The organism is Streptosporangium canum, assembly GCF_900113865.1.
In the GTDB taxonomy this organism is placed as follows: Bacteria; Actinomycetota; Actinomycetes; order Streptosporangiales; family Streptosporangiaceae; genus Streptosporangium; species Streptosporangium canum.
In genome coordinates this window covers 226,024-239,720 of record NZ_FOQY01000010.1, presented here as the reverse complement: position 1 = coordinate 239,720, position 13,697 = coordinate 226,024, and the positions used below count along the sequence as shown (strand labels likewise).

Sequence of the window (13,697 nt, the reverse complement as noted above, 5' to 3'; positions counted from 1 at the left end):
GTGCACAACAGGAGGATCCGGATGCTGGACCGATTCCGGCTGGACGGCAAGGTCGCGATCGTCACCGGAGCGTCCTCGGGGCTCGGTGTCGCCTTCGCCCGGGGTCTGGCCGAGGCGGGTGCCGACATCGTCATCGGCGCGCGCCGCAAGGACCGCCTTGAGCGGACCCGTGCCCTGGTCGAGGAGACCGGCCGGCGGTGTGTGGCCGTGGCGACCGACGTGACCAGCCCGGAGGACTGCCAGGCGCTGGTCGGGGCGGCGGTCGCCGAGCTGGGCGCGGTGGACATCCTGATCAACAACGCCGGCGTCGGTACGGCCGTGCCCGCGCTCAAGGAGACACCCGAGCAGTTCCGGCAGGTCGTGGAGATCAACCTGCACGGCACCTACTGGATGGCGCAGGCCTGCGCCCGGGTCATGAGGCCCGGCTCCTCGATCGTCAACATCGGCAGCATCCTGGGGGAGACCACCGCGGGACTGCCGCAGGCCGCCTACAGCGCCTCCAAGGCGGCCGTCGTCGGGCTCACCCGCGACCTGGCCCAGCAGTGGACCGGCCGGCGCGGCATCCGGGTCAACTGCGTCGAGCCCGGCTTCTTCGCCTCGGAGATGACCGAGCAGTACGCCGAGGGATACATGGCGTGGCAGCTCGAACACCGCGTTCTGATGAAGCGTCCGGGCGATCCGGCCGAGCTGGTCGCGGCGGCGATCTTCCTTGCCTCCGACGCCGGTTCCTACGTGACCGGGGCCGTGATCCCGGTGGACGGTGGAATCCTCATCACGTGAGGTCGCCGGTATATCGCGGGTAATCGTATTACCCCAGTTAAACGTCCGGTTTCGTGGAACACGTGTATCCGTTACGCGTGAGTGCGAGAGTTCCTGTCACTTAATGGAAGCGGGTGGAGGCATCTTGCTGGAGATCGACAGACTCGGCGCGGTTGTCCGCGACGAGCGCCCCTGGGGTGGGTTCGAGCGTTACACGCTCAACGAGCCGTCCACCGTGAAGATCATCGAGGTGGCGCCCGGCCAGCGGCTCAGCCTGCAGAGGCACGAGCATCGGGACGAGCTGTGGGTCGCCCTCGACCCCGGCGCGGTGTTCGAGATCGACGGTGAGCGGATCGAGCCCTCGGTCGGCGACCGCGTGCTCATCCGGGCGGGCCAGACCCACCGCCTCAGCTCCGCGGGGCGGGCGACCCGGATCCTGGAGATCGCCTTCGGCCACTTCGACGAGGACGACATCGAGCGTCTCGAAGACTCCTACGGGCGCGTCTGAGATCGCGGATCCCCCACCGCGCTCCGAGGTTCCCGGCGGCGCCCCGCGGGCCGGGCCGGTCGGCCGCCGCCACGGTCCGCGGGCCGGCCGTACCGCGGCAGGCCCGGCCTCGGCGTCCGGCCACCGGTTCCGCGATCTCATCGCTATATGAGGTAATTTGCCACTTCATGGGTAGTGGATGCGCGTGAGAGGTGGCATGGTGCGATCGGCACTGGGACGAGGTGCGGTCGTCGCGACGATCGCGTTCACATTGGCGGGCTGCGGCCTCGCGGGGCAGGGGACCGGAGAGCAGTCCGCCGGCGGCGGGAAGTCCTCTGCCGCGGCACTCAAGGACCTGAACAAGCTGCAGGTCAAGGGCCGTGCTCCGATGACCGGCTACGACCGGGACAAGTTCGGTCCCGCGTGGTCGGACGTCGACCACAACGGCTGCGACACCCGCAACGACATCCTCAAGCGCGACCTCAAGGACGAGACGTTCAAACAGGGCACCCATGACTGCATCGTGCTGACCGGGATCCTCGACGACCCCTACAGCGGCAAGACCATCAAGTTCGAGCGCGGCCAGAAGACCAGCATGGACGTGCAGATCGACCATGTGGTCGCCCTCGCCGACGCGTGGCAGAAGGGCGCCCAGCAGTGGCCGGTGAACAAGCGCAAGGAACTGGCCAACGACCCGCTGAACCTGCTGGCCGCCGACGGCCCGCTCAACAGCCAGAAGGGCGCCGGTGACGCGGCGACCTGGCTGCCGCCGCGCCGCGCCTACCGGTGCACCTATGTCTCCCGCCAGATCGAGGTAAAGATCAAATATGACCTGTGGGTGACGTCCGCGGAGAAGGACGCCATGAAGACCGTGCTCAACTCCTGCTGATCATCCGTCGTAGTCCCGCTTGAACTTGATGATCCTGCCGCTCTTGGCCGACACGTAGACGTCGTACTCCCAGCCGCCCTTGCGCAGCTCGACCTTCCAGACGGAGTGACCGTGCTCCCACTCGCGCTCGATCTCGGTCACGCGCCCGCCGGGGACGCGTTTCCTGGCGATCTGGACGGCCTTGCGGGAGGAGATGTCCGCCGCCGCGGCCGGTGCGGCGGCGGTCGTGGCGGCTGCTGTGGCCGAGGCGGCGGAGGCGGCCGTCTGGCCCGCGGCGAGGGCGATGCCGCCCCCGCCGGCCAGGAGGGCGGCGGTTCCGATGGTCGCGATGGTGATTGCGGTGATCTGCTTCATGGATCCAGGTTCGCCGCGATCAAGATAGGGCCGCGCTAAGCCTCCGCTAAGAACAGCGTCACGCTCGCGCCGCCCGTCCCGGAGGTCCCGAGGGACAGGGAGCCGCCCGACGACTCCGCCGTACGGCGGGCGATGTCGAGACCGAGCCCGGTCGATCCGGCGCCGCTCGCACCGCGTTCCAGGAGGGCGGGTGTGGCGAAGCCGGGCCCGGCGTCGGCGACGCTCAGCAGCGCGCCGCCCGGGGCGGGCTCCAGCCGTACGGCGAAGGGGACCCCCTCGGGGGTGTGCGCGAAGACGTTGCCGAGCAGCGCGTCCACACAGGCGGCGAGATCGTCGGCGGCGACCGCGACGTGGAGCGGGCCGGGGGCCAGGTGGAGTGTGAAATGACGCGACTGGTCCTCGGCGAGCACCGACCAGAACGCGACCCGGGCCTCGGTCACCGTCGCCGCGTCACATCGGGCCTGGTCCTGCGCCCGCCGCCGGGCCTCGACGATCACCGATGTGACGGCCCGTTCCAGGGCGTCCACCCGGGCCTCGATCCTGGCGGCCTCCCCGGGGTCGCCCAGGGACTCCGCCTCCAGTCGCAGCCCGGTCAGCGGGGTGCGCAGCCGGTGGGACAGGTCGGCCACGTTCTCCCGCTCCTCGGAGAGCAGGCCGGTGATGCGTTCGGCGAGGTGGTTCAGCGCGAGCCCGACCGCGTGGACCTCCGGTGGGCCGCCGGGCACGGTCCTCGCGGACAGGTCTCCGCCGGCGAGCCGGTGCGACACCCCGGCCAGCGAGGAGATCGGTCTGATCACCGCGCGGGCGAGCCGGTCGGCGACCAGGATGCCCACCCCGATCAGGGTCAGGCCGAGGGCCGCCAGCCCGGCCCACACCTGTGCCACGCCCTCGGACAGCTCGGCGTCGCTCAGGTATACCCGGACCACGGCCGTGCCACCGAGAACTCCCTGGACCGCGACGAGGATCTCCCGGCCGCCCGGGACCGCGGCGGTGATGCTGCGGCCCCGGGCGGAGAGTTCGACGGCGGCGGACCGGGGGGCGGGGGCGCCGATCACCTGCCTGTCCGGGAGGAAGACCGTCACCGGGTGTGCGGCCCGCTCGGTGGTGAGCCGCAAGGTGTCGGCGTCCACCGAGCCCACCGCCATCGCCACCGAATCGGCCTCGCTCCCGGCCCGGCTCACCGCTCCGCTCTCGGCCACCGTGCGGACCAGCAGCGCGAGCGGGACCAGCAGGGCGATCAGGACCAGCGAGGTGGTCGCCGCGACCAGCAGGGCCAGCCAGCGCCTCATGCCGGGGCGGCCAGTCTCACGCCCACACCGCGTACGGTCTGCAGGTAGCGGGGTTCGGAGGAGGTCTCGCCCAGCTTGCGGCGGAGCCAGGACAGATGGACGTCCACGGTCTTGTCGGCTCCGCCGTACGGGATCTGCCAGACGTGGGTCAGCAGCTCGCGCTTGGTGATCACCTCCCCCGGCCGGGCGGCCAGGTAGTGGAGCAGGTCGAACTCCTTGGGGCTGAGGTCCAGCGGCGCGCCGTCCAGGCTCGCCTCCCGGGTGCGCGGGTCCACCCGCAGGCCGCCGACGGTCACCGAGCTGTCGGTACGGCTCTCGCCGGTCCGCCGGAGCACCGCCCGGATCCGGGCGTCGAGCTGGGCGGCGCTGAACGGTTTGACCACGTAGTCGTCGGCTCCGGCGTCCAGCAACCTGACCATCTCCGCGTCGCCGTCCCTCGCGGTCGCCACGATCACCGGGATCCGGCTGACCGCGCGGAGCATGCGCAGCAGATCGAGGCCGTCGAGGTCGGGCAGGCCCAGGTCGAGCACGATGAGGTCGGGACGTTCCTCGACGGCCAGGCGGAGACCGTCGAGGGCGGCGGAGGCGGACGACACGGCGTGGCCGCGGTCGCGCAGGCCCCGGGTCAGCGAGGTGCGGATCGTGGCGTCGTCTTCGATGAGCAGCACATTGGGCATTTGCCGCTACGTTAGCCCGGTCATGACCTGCGGCATAAGTTCGTTATCGCGGCTTTAACCGCGTCTTAGTGTTCGCGGTGCGAAAGTGGACGCGTGCGCAGCCCCCTTCCTCTCGCCGTGGCCGGATGGCTGATCGCCGGATCCCTCGCGACCGCGACGGGCGTCGCGGTGATCGGCCTCCTGGGTGCGTCACTCACGTCCTCCGCGCACCGCCCGCTCTCCGCCGCCGAGATCGACGAGGCGCTCGCCGCCGCCACCCCGGCGGCCGCGATCCCCCCGACGGCGGTCACGGCCCATCCGACCCCCGACGCGACCCACCCGACGGCGGCGACCCATCCGGAGTCTGCCGCGCCGGCCGGGCCCACGGAGCGGAGCGGGCTGATCAGCACCGAGGGCGGGACCGCGATCGCCCGGTGCGGGAAGGGGCTGGTGACCCTGCGGGCCTGGAGTCCCGCGCAGGGCTTCCAGACGAAGGACGTGGACCGGGGACCGGACCGGCGGGTCCGCGTGGAGTTCGAGTCGGAGGAGACCGAGGTCAAGATCGAGGTGTGGTGCTCGCCCTCCGGCTTCCCGGTCCACACGGTCGACGACTGACCGGGGCTCCCGGCCGGAGCCGTCCCGGCCCGGGAGGACCGGTTCCGCCGGAATGGAGGACGAGCCGGGGCCGTGCTTCCCAGCCCGCCGCCGGCCGTACAGTCGGGGGGTGAGCAACCTGGAGACAGCCCCGCAGGAGATCCGGTGCGCCGCGGACACCGCGGCCGGGCCGGTCGTCGAGCGGCTGACCGGTCACGCGGTGGCGCTGGGCGGGCCGCGCGCGATGACGGTCACCCGCACGTTGCCCAGCCGGGGGCGGCGGATGGTCGGCGCGTGGTGCTTCGTCGACGACTACGGCCCCGAGGTGGCCGCCATGCGCGTGCCGCCGCATCCGCACGCCGGGCTGCAGACGGTCACCTGGCTGGTCTCGGGTGAGGTGCTGCACCGCGACAGCCTCGGCAGCCTGCAGGAGGTACGGCCGGGCCGGCTCAACCTGATGACGGCCGGGCGCGGCATCTCCCATTCGGAGGAGTCGGCCGAGGCGCCGCTGCACGGCGTGCAGCTCTGGGTGGCCCTGCCCGACGAGGCCAGACACGTGGCCCCGCACTTCGAGCACCACGCCGACCTGCCGGTCCTGACCGAGGGCGGCGCGCGGGTCACCGTGATCATGGGTTCGCTGGGCGGAGCCACCTCCCCGGCCCGCGCCTACACGCCGCTGCTCGGCGCGGAGGTCGTGATCTCCGGAAGTGGCGCCCTGCCGGTGGAGCCGGGGTTCGAGCACGCGGCCCTCCTGCTGTCCGGTGACGTCGAGGTGGCCGGCGCGCGGCTGGAGCGCGGGACGCTGCTCTACCTCGGCTGCGGCCGGCCCGATCTCCGGATGAGCGGGCAGGGCCGCTTCCTGCTGCTCGGCGGCGAACCGTTCGAGGAGGAGATCGTGATGTGGTGGAACTTCATCGGCCGCAGCCACGACGAGATCGCCGCCTTCCGGCAGGGATGGGCGGAAGGCGAGGACTTCGGCACCGTCCGGGGTTTCGACGGCGCCCCTCTTCCCGCCCCCGCCCTCCCGACGACCCGCCTGAAGCCCCGGGGCCGCGTCCGCTAGCCGTATCGACCCGCCTGAAGCCCCGGGGCCGCGTCCATAGCGCCATATGCACCCGGCTCGAAACCCGGTGAACCCGCCCGGTCATGACATCAGGGGCAGCCGGTGGTGTCGTCCTTCACCTCGGGCGGGGAGTCGGCCACGGTGACGGAGAGCTGGGCGGTCGAGGCCACCAGGCTGCCCGCCGGTGATCTGGCCGCCTTCTCGTCCACCACGACGCCCCGCTCGCCCAGGAGTTCGTAGGTCTCCGAGTCGAAGATCAGATCCGCCCGCACACCCGTCTGATCGACCCGGCCCACGCCGACTCCCCTGCGGCCCGCCGCGTCCTCGGCGTCCCGCACGACGTCGACCCCCGGGATCGTCCCCAGGGCCTCGAACAGCGCCGCCCGCTGAGCCGCAGGCATGTAGTTCTCCCGCAGCATGTCGCCGGCGGCGGTCCACGCGGCCTCGTCCTTGGACTTTCCACCGCGGTCACCGGTGTAGAGGTGAGCGCGCATCCCGTCGGCTTCGGCGGGCAGCTTCCTCAGGCTCGCGTAGTCGGTGCGCATGTAGTCGGGGGTATTCCCGCAGGCCGGCAGCCGGTGCCACGCGGTGCCACGATCCTTGTGGGCCTCCTGGGGGATGGGCCAGCCGGGATAGGCGTACGGCTCCAGATATTCGATCTTCAGCACGCCGTCCTTCTCCCCGTCGGCGGACTGCCAGATCACCCGCTTGGTCCGGTAGAGATACCGCGACTCGGACTCCGTGTCGCCCTCGGCGTCGGTGCCCATGCCGCTGAACGAGCCGTACATCGTCTGCGACTCGACCTTGACGAACTGGTCGTCGCGCGGGGCGAGGTCGCTGCGCGCGGCGGCCCGCGCGGCCCTGCCGAGCACCTCGGTCGCCGACATGGGAGCGATCTTGGGCATCGCGACCACCACCTCGGTGCCGCCCACCCCCCGCTCCGGCGCCGTCACCATGACCGTCACGGTCACCCCGGCCACCACCGCGAGCGCTCCGGCCAGCATCACCGTGTACGGCCTGCGCCACAGCGGCCTGCGGCCCGTGGCGGCCGCGGCCAGCCCCCGCCGGGCCGCGCCCTTCGCCTCGGGGGCGTACGGCGGCACGTCCGGGCGGATGCCGGCCACCATCTCGATCTCGTCGTTGTTCATGTGTGCGACTCCAGTGAGCGGCGGATCTTGGTGCGGGTGCGGGAGAGCCGGGACCGCACGGTCCCGATGGGGATGCCGAGCGCCTGCGCGGCCTCCTCGTAGGTCAGTTCGGCCCAGGCCACCAGCAGGAGCAGGTCCCGCTCGGCGGATCCGAGCCTGGCGAGCGCGGCGGCCAGCGCGGGCCGGAGCTGGTCGGCGGTGACCCGCTCCGCGCTGCGCTCCTCGAACTCGGCGGCCGGTTCCGGAGCCTGCCGGGCGAGTGCCTTGAGCCTGCGGGTCTCCGCCCTGCGGTGGCCGGAGATCAGGTTCGAGGCGATGCCGTACAGCCAGGGTCTGGCGTCGGGCCTGCCCAGGTCGTATCGGGCCCGTTTGCGGAACGCGACGAGGAAGGTCTCGGCTGTCACGTCGTCGGCTGTGGTGACGTCGTCCAGCCGCCGTGCCGCGTACCGGTGGATCTCGTCGGCGTGCCGGTCGAAGAGCCCGGCGAACCGGTCGGGGTCCGCCAGCGACTCCTCGATCAGCGCCGAGTCGTCGGAGGGCGAGGACAGCATGGACGTTCCGGCCCCTTGGGGGAGCGCCAGCGTCACCACCCGTTTCTTCCAGTCATCAGGGGAGTTCCTTCCGGGGCGCATCCGCGCCCTCATCCCCTACTCCGCCGCCCGGCGCCTCCCGGTTCCCCCTTTTTCATGATCGGTCTCCAGCCGGGGCGGGGCGGGACGTAAACCCGCTCACGCCGGTGCCGGCGGCTCGTCAGCGGCCGAACATATCTCTCCCGCGTCGATCCGTGCGGGCGGGGGTGTCCGCGCCCTTGCTCCGGCATGACGGTACTAGGATCCGCCTTCGACAAAACGGGAGCAAGGCGGAGGCAAAGGGAGATGCGATGAGTGCGCAGAAGGCGCGGCAGGCCGGCGGCAGACGGCTGCTGCTGAAGGGGTTCCTGCTGGCGGTCGCGGTGGTGGTGGTGTCCGGCTTCGTCCTCAGCGGGTGCTCCCGGGTGAGCACCCAGCCCGACGAGGTGGTCCTGCACTACGCGGGCGGCACCTTCGAGGCCATCAAGTTCGAAAGGTGCATCAACCCCTCCAGCGGCGCCACGCTGCTCGGCCCCGGCGACACGGCCTACTCCTACCCGTTCGGCCAGCGGACCTTCGACTTCTCCGGAGGAGATCGCGCCGAGTCCAAGCCGTTGTCCGTCGTCTCCAAGGACAACGTCGAGATGACCGTGTCCGGGGTGGCGACGTTCACGCTGAACACCGACTGCAAGACGCTGCAGCGCTTCCACGAGAAGATCGGGCTGAAGTTCCGCGCCTACTACGAGGACGGCGAGTCCGAGGGATGGGGGCGGATGCTCAACATCTACATGCGGGTGCCGCTGGACCGGGCGCTGGACGCCGCGTCGCAGGAGTTCGAGTGGCGGGGGCTGTTCAACGACCCGAAGGTGAAGCAGGACTGGGAGGCGCGGGTCGGGGTGCTGGCCCGGCAGTTCATCCAGGAGACGGCCGGAGCCGACTACTTCTGCCACCAGAACTACGCCGGCAGCGGTGAGTGCGCCGACATCTCCCTGACCATCCAGAAGCCCGAACCGCCGGAGGCCCTGGTGAGCGCCCTCGCCTCCGAGCAGGCGGCCAAGGCGGAGAACGTCGCCCAGGCCCAGCGCAACGCCAAGGTCCGCACCGAGATCGAATCCATCAAGGACCTCGTCAAGGTCCTCGGCCCGCAGGGCGCCGTGCTCTGGCAGGCGATCCAGAAGGGCCAGGTCTCGGTGGTCCCGGTCCCGCAGGGCAGCAACCTCAACATCACCCCGCCGAACCGTTAGCGCCGTCCCGCGCCGGCCCGCCAGTGCTCCCCGGGATCCTGGCGGGCCGCCGTCGCGGGTCCGGCGGAAGGGCGTGAACCGTTCCGGCGGGGAGCGGCTCAGGGAAAGGGGAGCGGCTCGTCCGGTGGGGAGCGGTTCAGGAAAAGAGGAGCGGCTCAGGGGAAGGGGAGCGGTTCAGGAATAGCGATGTGCCCAGGCCACGGCCCCGGAGATCACCTCCTCCAGAGGGGCGACGTGCGGGTACCATGTCCGCTCCCATTCCAGCGACACCCATCCGTCGTATCCCCGCTCGCGCAGGAGCGTCCCCGCCTCCTCCAGCGGGACCGTGCCTTCTCCCATCGGGACCGGGGTCAGGTCAGGACCGGCGTCCTTGACCTGGACGTAGGCGAGCCGGTCGCCGAGGGCCGCGAGCGTGTCCGCCGGGCTCTCACCGTGTCGCCAGGGGTGGAGCAGGTCCCACAGGGCGCCGACGGCCTCCGGCTCGCCCGCCTCGTCGAGGAGTCTCCCCACGGCCGCACCGGTGGGCATCGCGTCGTGCGTCTCCACCAGCACCCGCACCCCCAATCGCCTGGCCTCCGGCGCGATCGCCCTCAGCCGCCGCGCCCCGACCGCCGGGTCCTCCCCCCGGGGGAACACCCGCACCCCGGGCGCCCCGAGGTCGGCGGCGAGGACCAGTTCGGCCGTCAGCGCCTCGATCACCGGCCCGTCCTCTCCGGGAGCGCAGATCCCGGTGTATCCGGCCAGGGCTGAGATCTCCAGCCCGGCGGCGGCCACCGCCGCCCGGACCCCGGCCCGGTCGGCGGACGGCGCCGTACGGCGGGCGCCCACCCCCGGCAGGCCGACGTGGACGCCGGTGTCGGGGTGGAGACGCAGCTCCAGCCCGTCGCACCCGTACGCCGTCGCGATCCCGATCGCCTCGGACAACCCCGCGCCGGGCAGGCCCAGCGTGCTGAAGGACGGTCTCATTCCGGCTCCCCATGCTCTCTCAAAAGACGGCAGAAGGGCGGTTCGCCCCGTGCGGACTCGATCTCTACCTCCCCGGCCAGGTCAGGGACCGGCTCCGGCACGCGTGCGCCGTCTCCGCCGGCCGTACGGCGGGCGGGACGGGACACCGTGCCGGGTCCGGCGGTCATCCGTACCGGGGGACCGTCGGGAAGGGCGCGGCCTCGAAGGCGCCGAGTCCGGAGCCCGGCCGTAGCGGAGCGGTCTGGCCGGACCCGCTGACGGGCAACCCCCTGCCGTCCGCCGCCGGGTCGACGTACCGGGCGAACCAGGCGTCCAGCTCTGCGGCCAGGCCGGCACGCGCGGACGCCGCCTCGGGGGCGTCGGCCAGGTTGCGCCTCTCACCCGGATCGGCCACCAGGTCGTAGAGTTCGTGCGGGCCGTACGGATGCCGGTGCACGTATTTCCAGGCTTCGGTCCGGATCATGCGGACCGGCCCGTACTCGTCGAACACCACCACCCTCGCACGGTCCTCGCCCGGCGAGCCGCCGAGGACGTCGGCGAACGACCGGCCGGGCCGCGCTCCGGCGGTGGCGGCGGGAAGCCCGAGATGTTCCAGCAGTGTGGGCCGTAGATCATAGGCCGACAGCAGGGCCTCGCACACCCGGCCCCCGGGGACGCGCCCCGGCTGGCTCACGATCGCCGGGACCATGACCGAGCTGTCGTAGACGTTCTGCGGGAAGGTGCCGTTGCCCTTGCCCCAGATCCCGTGGTGGCCGCAGTTGAAGCCGTTGTCGCTGGTGAAGACCACCAGCGTCGACTCCGTGAGCCCCAGCTCCGCCAGCCGGGACAGCACCCGGCCGATCCCGGCGTCCATCGCCGACACCGCCGCGAAGTAACCGGTCAGCGCGGCGCGCACGTCGGGCTCGCCGCCGACCGGGGCCCCGTCCGGGCCCACCGGCTGCCAGGGGTGCGGCGGCTCCTGCGGGCAGGAGTCGAACGCGCAGCCGTCGTAGAGCGCCTCGAACGCCTCCGGGTGCTGCCCCTTCCACGGCGTGTGCGGCGCGGTGTAGTGCAGCGACAGGTAGAACGGCTCCTCGCGCTCCGCCTCGCCCGACAGGAACGCGCACGCCTCGTCGGTCAGCACGTCGGTGAGGTATCCGGGAGCCTCGACCCGCTCGCCCCCGTCGTAGAGGACCGTGTCCAGATACGGCCCGCCGCCGCTCTCGTGCGCCAGCCAGCGCACGAACCCCGGCCGGGGCCGGTCGTTGGCGCCCAGATGCCACTTGCCGACCAGGCCGAGCCGGTACCCCGCGTCGTGCAGGTCGTCGGTGAAGAGCCTGCGCCCGGCCAGGAAGTCCGTCCCGTCGTCGCCCACGTGCCCCCGGCTGATCCAGTCGTGCACGCCGTGCTGGGACGGGATCTCCCCGGTGAACAGCGACGCGCGGGCCGGGGAGCACACCGGGGAGGCGCAGAAGAACCGTGACAGCCGCACGCCCGAAGCCGCCAGGGCGTCGAGGGCGGGGGTGCGGATGTCGTCGTTGCCCGCGCAGCCCAGGGCCCACGGGCCCTGGTCGTCGCTCAGGATGAGCAGGACGTTGGGCCGGCCGGGATCATGACTGGCCAACGAGGTGCTCCGTCCGCACCGGGGTCCCGCTCGCCGCCGAGGCGTAGGCGGCCAGCACGACCTCCAGCACGTGCCGCCCGTGCGCGCCGCCCACCGCCGGCGCCCGGCCGTCCCGTACGGCATCCGCGAAGTCGGCGAGCTGGGCGGCGAAGGCCGCCGGGATGTCGTCGGGGTCCGGCCGGTGCAGCCAGGTCGTCACGCCGTCCTTGTGCAGCGCCGTACCGAGGTGGGGGGAGACCGACAGCGTGCCGCTCTCCCCGACGACGGTGATCTCGTCGTGCGGGGCGGGCGGGCCGGTGCTGGTCACCGCGACCTGCGCGGCCAGGCCGCCGGACAGAGCCAGCCTGACCAGGGCGTCGGTCTCGATCGGCGAGCCGTTCACCGCGGCGTCCACCTGTTCGACCCGGCGGCCGGACAGCCACAGCAGCCGGTCCACGCAGTGCGCGCCGATGTTGATGAACACGCCGCCGCCGGAGAGCTCCGGGTCCAGGAACCAGCCGGGCCGCGAACCCGGCCGGTAGTCGGAGCCGCGCCGGTCGGACATCAGCAGCGGCTCGCCGATCTCCCCGGCCGCCAGCGCGGCCATCGCCGCGACCTTGTCGGGCAGGAAGCGCTGGATGTGCCCGACGGCCAGCCGCACCCCGGCGGCGGCGCAGGCGTCGATCATCAGGTCGCAGTCGGCCAGCGAGGTGGCCATGGGCTTCTCGACCAGGACGTGCAGCCCGGCCGCCGCCGCGTCGCACACGATCGCGGTGTGCAGCGCGTGCGGGGTGTTGACCACGACCGCGTCCACCTCGCCCGAGGCGATCAGGGCGCGGTGGTCGGCGTGCGCCGGCGCGCCGTGGGGCGCGGCGACCCGGCGCGCGGTCTCCAGGTTCAGGTCGCAGACCGCGCCCACCCGGAGGCCGCGCACCCGCAGCGACGCCTCGGCGTGCAGCACGCCGACGGCGCCCGCGCCGATCAGGCCCAGACGGAGTTCAGTCACTTGTCATCTCTTCCGAGGAGGCGCCGCATGATCGGCGCACGACGATGCCGGGGCGCAGCCGTACCCGGTGCATGGGCAGGTCCGGCTCGCGCAGGCGGCGGAGCAGGAGCTCGGCCGCGTGGCGGCCGAGGTGGCGCTTGGGCGGGGACACGGCGGTGAGCGGCACCTCCGCCAGGTCGGCGATCTCGTCGTCGTAGGCGACGATCGCCAGATCGCCCGGTACGGCCAGGCCGGCCCGCCGGGCGGCGGAGACCATCAAGGTGGCCTCGCGGTCGCCGAAGCAGACGACGGCCGTGGAGCCCCCGGCGATGACGCGGCGCACCTGCTCGTCGGCGACCCTGGGGTTCCACTCGCGCTGCGGCGCGGAGAACGGCTCCGGGGCCCGCAGTCCCAGGTCGGTCACGGCAGCGGTGAAGCCCTGGCCGACCGGCGCGCTGGTGGGGTTGCCGGAGCGGGTGAGCAGGGCCAGCCGGGTGTGGCCGAGGGCGGCCAGGTGGCGCACGGCCGCGTAGCCTCCGGCCTCGTGGTCGGTGCGGACGTGCTCGCTGGGGTCGTCGGCGCCGTCCAGGCCACGCTCGATCAGCACGACGGGCACCGGCAGGCCGGTGAGGCGGTCGACGACGGCCGCCGGATCCACCCGGCCGATGAGCGTGGGGACGACGAGCAGGCCGTCCACGCCGGAGTCGAGCATGCGCTTCAGCGCGGCCTCCTCCTCCGCCGGCTGGTAGTGGGAGCAGGCCAGCATCAGCCGTGCCCCGGCGGCGGCCAGCGCCTCCTCTATGCCCTCCAGGACCTTCGGGTAGTAGAGCGTGGTGTCCGGCACGACCACGCCGACCAGCGCGGCCCCGCCCCGGACGGCCGGGGCGTGCTCGGCCACGAAGGTGCCCGCCCCCTGACGCCGGATCACGAGCCCCTCCTCGACCAGCTCGTCCACCGCGCGGCGGACCGTGGTGAGGCTGACCTCACGGGTGTGGGAAAGCTCCTGCTCGGTGGGGAGCTTCGCGCCGGACGCCCAGACGCCCGAGCGGATCTCCGCGCGGAGCTGGGTGGCGAGCCTGCGGAACTTCAACTCCCGTGAATCCGGCATGGCG

15 protein-coding genes are annotated in these 13,697 nt (G+C 72.5%); 6 read left to right on the top strand and 9 right to left on the bottom strand.

Going from position 1 to position 13,697, the window contains the following annotated elements; all coding sequences use genetic code 11:
- The first annotated feature begins 21 nt into the window (after positions 1-21).
- The 3 genes from BM085_RS17625 to BM085_RS17615 all read left to right on the top strand — a co-directional run bounded on the left by BM085_RS17625 (position 22) and on the right by BM085_RS17615 (position 2,135).
- Positions 22-780 (top strand): SDR family NAD(P)-dependent oxidoreductase, encoded by a 759-nt coding sequence (locus BM085_RS17625; protein ID WP_177245147.1) that lies wholly within the window; start codon positions 22-24, stop codon positions 778-780.
- A gap of 124 nt (positions 781-904) precedes the next feature.
- Positions 905-1,267, top strand: coding sequence for a phosphomannose isomerase type II C-terminal cupin domain (locus tag BM085_RS17620; protein WP_037934365.1), 363 nt, complete (start codon positions 905-907; stop codon positions 1,265-1,267).
- A gap of 196 nt (positions 1,268-1,463) precedes the next feature.
- Positions 1,464-2,135 carry an HNH endonuclease family protein gene (locus BM085_RS17615; protein WP_093888044.1) on the top strand — a complete coding sequence of 224 codons (672 nt, stop codon included), beginning with the start codon at positions 1,464-1,466 and terminating at the stop codon, positions 2,133-2,135.
- On the opposite strand, the gene BM085_RS17610 is transcribed toward BM085_RS17615, so the two are convergent.
- The 3 genes from BM085_RS17610 to BM085_RS17600 are packed head-to-tail and all read right to left on the bottom strand — an operon-like array spanning position 2,136 to position 4,455.
- Positions 2,136-2,489, bottom strand: coding sequence for a PepSY domain-containing protein (locus BM085_RS17610; RefSeq protein ID WP_093888043.1), 354 nt, complete (start codon positions 2,487-2,489; stop codon positions 2,136-2,138).
- Between the two features lie 35 nt (positions 2,490-2,524).
- The gene (locus BM085_RS17605; RefSeq protein WP_093888042.1) at positions 2,525-3,778 is read right to left on the bottom strand and encodes a sensor histidine kinase; all 1,254 of its coding nucleotides are present in this window, start codon (positions 3,776-3,778) and stop codon (positions 2,525-2,527) included.
- Entirely contained in the window at positions 3,775-4,455 is a 681-nt protein-coding gene (locus tag BM085_RS17600) for a response regulator transcription factor (protein ID WP_093888041.1), read from the bottom strand. Before BM085_RS17600 ends, BM085_RS17605 begins: the two co-directional genes overlap by 4 nt.
- 93 nt (positions 4,456-4,548) lie before the next feature.
- Here BM085_RS17600 and BM085_RS44480 point away from each other — a divergent pair, with 93 nt between their 5' ends.
- Both BM085_RS44480 and BM085_RS17590 read left to right on the top strand, forming a co-directional pair.
- On the top strand, positions 4,549-5,049 hold the full coding sequence (locus BM085_RS44480; protein WP_177245146.1) for a septum formation initiator: 501 nt from the start codon (positions 4,549-4,551) through the stop codon (positions 5,047-5,049).
- Between the two features lie 109 nt (positions 5,050-5,158).
- Positions 5,159-6,091 (top strand): pirin family protein, encoded by a 933-nt coding sequence (locus BM085_RS17590; RefSeq protein ID WP_093888088.1) that lies wholly within the window; start codon positions 5,159-5,161, stop codon positions 6,089-6,091.
- An 89-nt stretch (positions 6,092-6,180) separates the two neighbouring features.
- Here the strand turns inward: BM085_RS17590 and BM085_RS17585 are convergent, their stop codons facing one another.
- Both BM085_RS17585 and BM085_RS17580 read right to left on the bottom strand, forming a co-directional pair.
- On the bottom strand, positions 6,181-7,239 hold the full coding sequence (locus BM085_RS17585) for a CU044_5270 family protein (protein ID WP_093888039.1): 1,059 nt from the start codon (positions 7,237-7,239) through the stop codon (positions 6,181-6,183).
- Complete coding sequence (locus BM085_RS17580) at positions 7,236-7,871, bottom strand: RNA polymerase sigma factor (protein ID WP_177245144.1); 636 nt, start codon at positions 7,869-7,871, stop codon at positions 7,236-7,238. The genes BM085_RS17585 and BM085_RS17580 overlap by 4 nt, the downstream gene beginning before the upstream one ends.
- Positions 7,872-8,119: 248 nt before the next feature.
- Here BM085_RS17580 and BM085_RS17575 point away from each other — a divergent pair, with 248 nt between their 5' ends.
- Positions 8,120-9,052: an SPFH domain-containing protein gene (locus BM085_RS17575; RefSeq protein ID WP_093888038.1), complete on the top strand. Its 933-nt coding sequence runs from the start codon at positions 8,120-8,122 to the stop codon at positions 9,050-9,052.
- Positions 9,053-9,226: 174 nt separating this feature from the next.
- On the opposite strand, the gene BM085_RS17570 is transcribed toward BM085_RS17575, so the two are convergent.
- The 4 genes from BM085_RS17570 to BM085_RS17555 all read right to left on the bottom strand — a co-directional run bounded on the left by BM085_RS17570 (position 9,227) and on the right by BM085_RS17555 (position 13,693).
- The gene (locus tag BM085_RS17570) at positions 9,227-10,018 is read right to left on the bottom strand and encodes a sugar phosphate isomerase/epimerase family protein (protein ID WP_093888037.1); all 792 of its coding nucleotides are present in this window, start codon (positions 10,016-10,018) and stop codon (positions 9,227-9,229) included.
- Positions 10,019-10,181: 163 nt separating this feature from the next.
- Positions 10,182-11,621, bottom strand: coding sequence for a sulfatase family protein (locus BM085_RS17565; protein WP_093888036.1), 1,440 nt, complete (start codon positions 11,619-11,621; stop codon positions 10,182-10,184).
- Positions 11,608-12,606 carry a Gfo/Idh/MocA family protein gene (locus BM085_RS17560; RefSeq protein WP_093888035.1) on the bottom strand — a complete coding sequence of 333 codons (999 nt, stop codon included), beginning with the start codon at positions 12,604-12,606 and terminating at the stop codon, positions 11,608-11,610. The genes BM085_RS17565 and BM085_RS17560 overlap by 14 nt, the downstream gene beginning before the upstream one ends.
- The gene (locus BM085_RS17555) at positions 12,599-13,693 is read right to left on the bottom strand and encodes a GntR family transcriptional regulator (RefSeq protein ID WP_093888034.1); all 1,095 of its coding nucleotides are present in this window, start codon (positions 13,691-13,693) and stop codon (positions 12,599-12,601) included. The genes BM085_RS17560 and BM085_RS17555 overlap by 8 nt, the downstream gene beginning before the upstream one ends.
- Positions 13,694-13,697: the final 4 nt, after the last annotated feature.

What these genes read in the sequence shown, in the direction of transcription:
- BM085_RS17575 (WP_093888038.1), top strand. Translation starts at nt 8,120, where the DNA reads ATGAGTGCGCAGAAGGCGCGGCAGGCCGGCGGCAGACGGCTGCTGCTG.
- BM085_RS17610 (WP_093888043.1), bottom strand. Translation starts at nt 2,489, where the DNA reads ATGAAGCAGATCACCGCAATCACCATCGCGACCATCGGAACCGCCGCC.
- BM085_RS17605 (WP_093888042.1), bottom strand. Translation starts at nt 3,778, where the DNA reads ATGAGGCGCTGGCTGGCCCTGCTGGTCGCGGCGACCACCTCGCTGGTC.
- BM085_RS17585 (WP_093888039.1), bottom strand. Translation starts at nt 7,239, where the DNA reads ATGAACAACGACGAGATCGAGATGGTGGCCGGCATCCGCCCGGACGTG.
- BM085_RS17580 (WP_177245144.1), bottom strand. Translation starts at nt 7,871, where the DNA reads ATGCGCCCCGGAAGGAACTCCCCTGATGACTGGAAGAAACGGGTGGTG.
- BM085_RS17555 (WP_093888034.1), bottom strand. Translation starts at nt 13,693, where the DNA reads ATGCCGGATTCACGGGAGTTGAAGTTCCGCAGGCTCGCCACCCAGCTC.
- BM085_RS17570 (WP_093888037.1), bottom strand. Translation starts at nt 10,018, where the DNA reads ATGAGACCGTCCTTCAGCACGCTGGGCCTGCCCGGCGCGGGGTTGTCC.
- BM085_RS17600 (WP_093888041.1), bottom strand. Translation starts at nt 4,455, where the DNA reads ATGCCCAATGTGCTGCTCATCGAAGACGACGCCACGATCCGCACCTCG.
- BM085_RS17625 (WP_177245147.1), top strand. Translation starts at nt 22, where the DNA reads ATGCTGGACCGATTCCGGCTGGACGGCAAGGTCGCGATCGTCACCGGA.
- BM085_RS17615 (WP_093888044.1), top strand. Translation starts at nt 1,464, where the DNA reads ATGGTGCGATCGGCACTGGGACGAGGTGCGGTCGTCGCGACGATCGCG.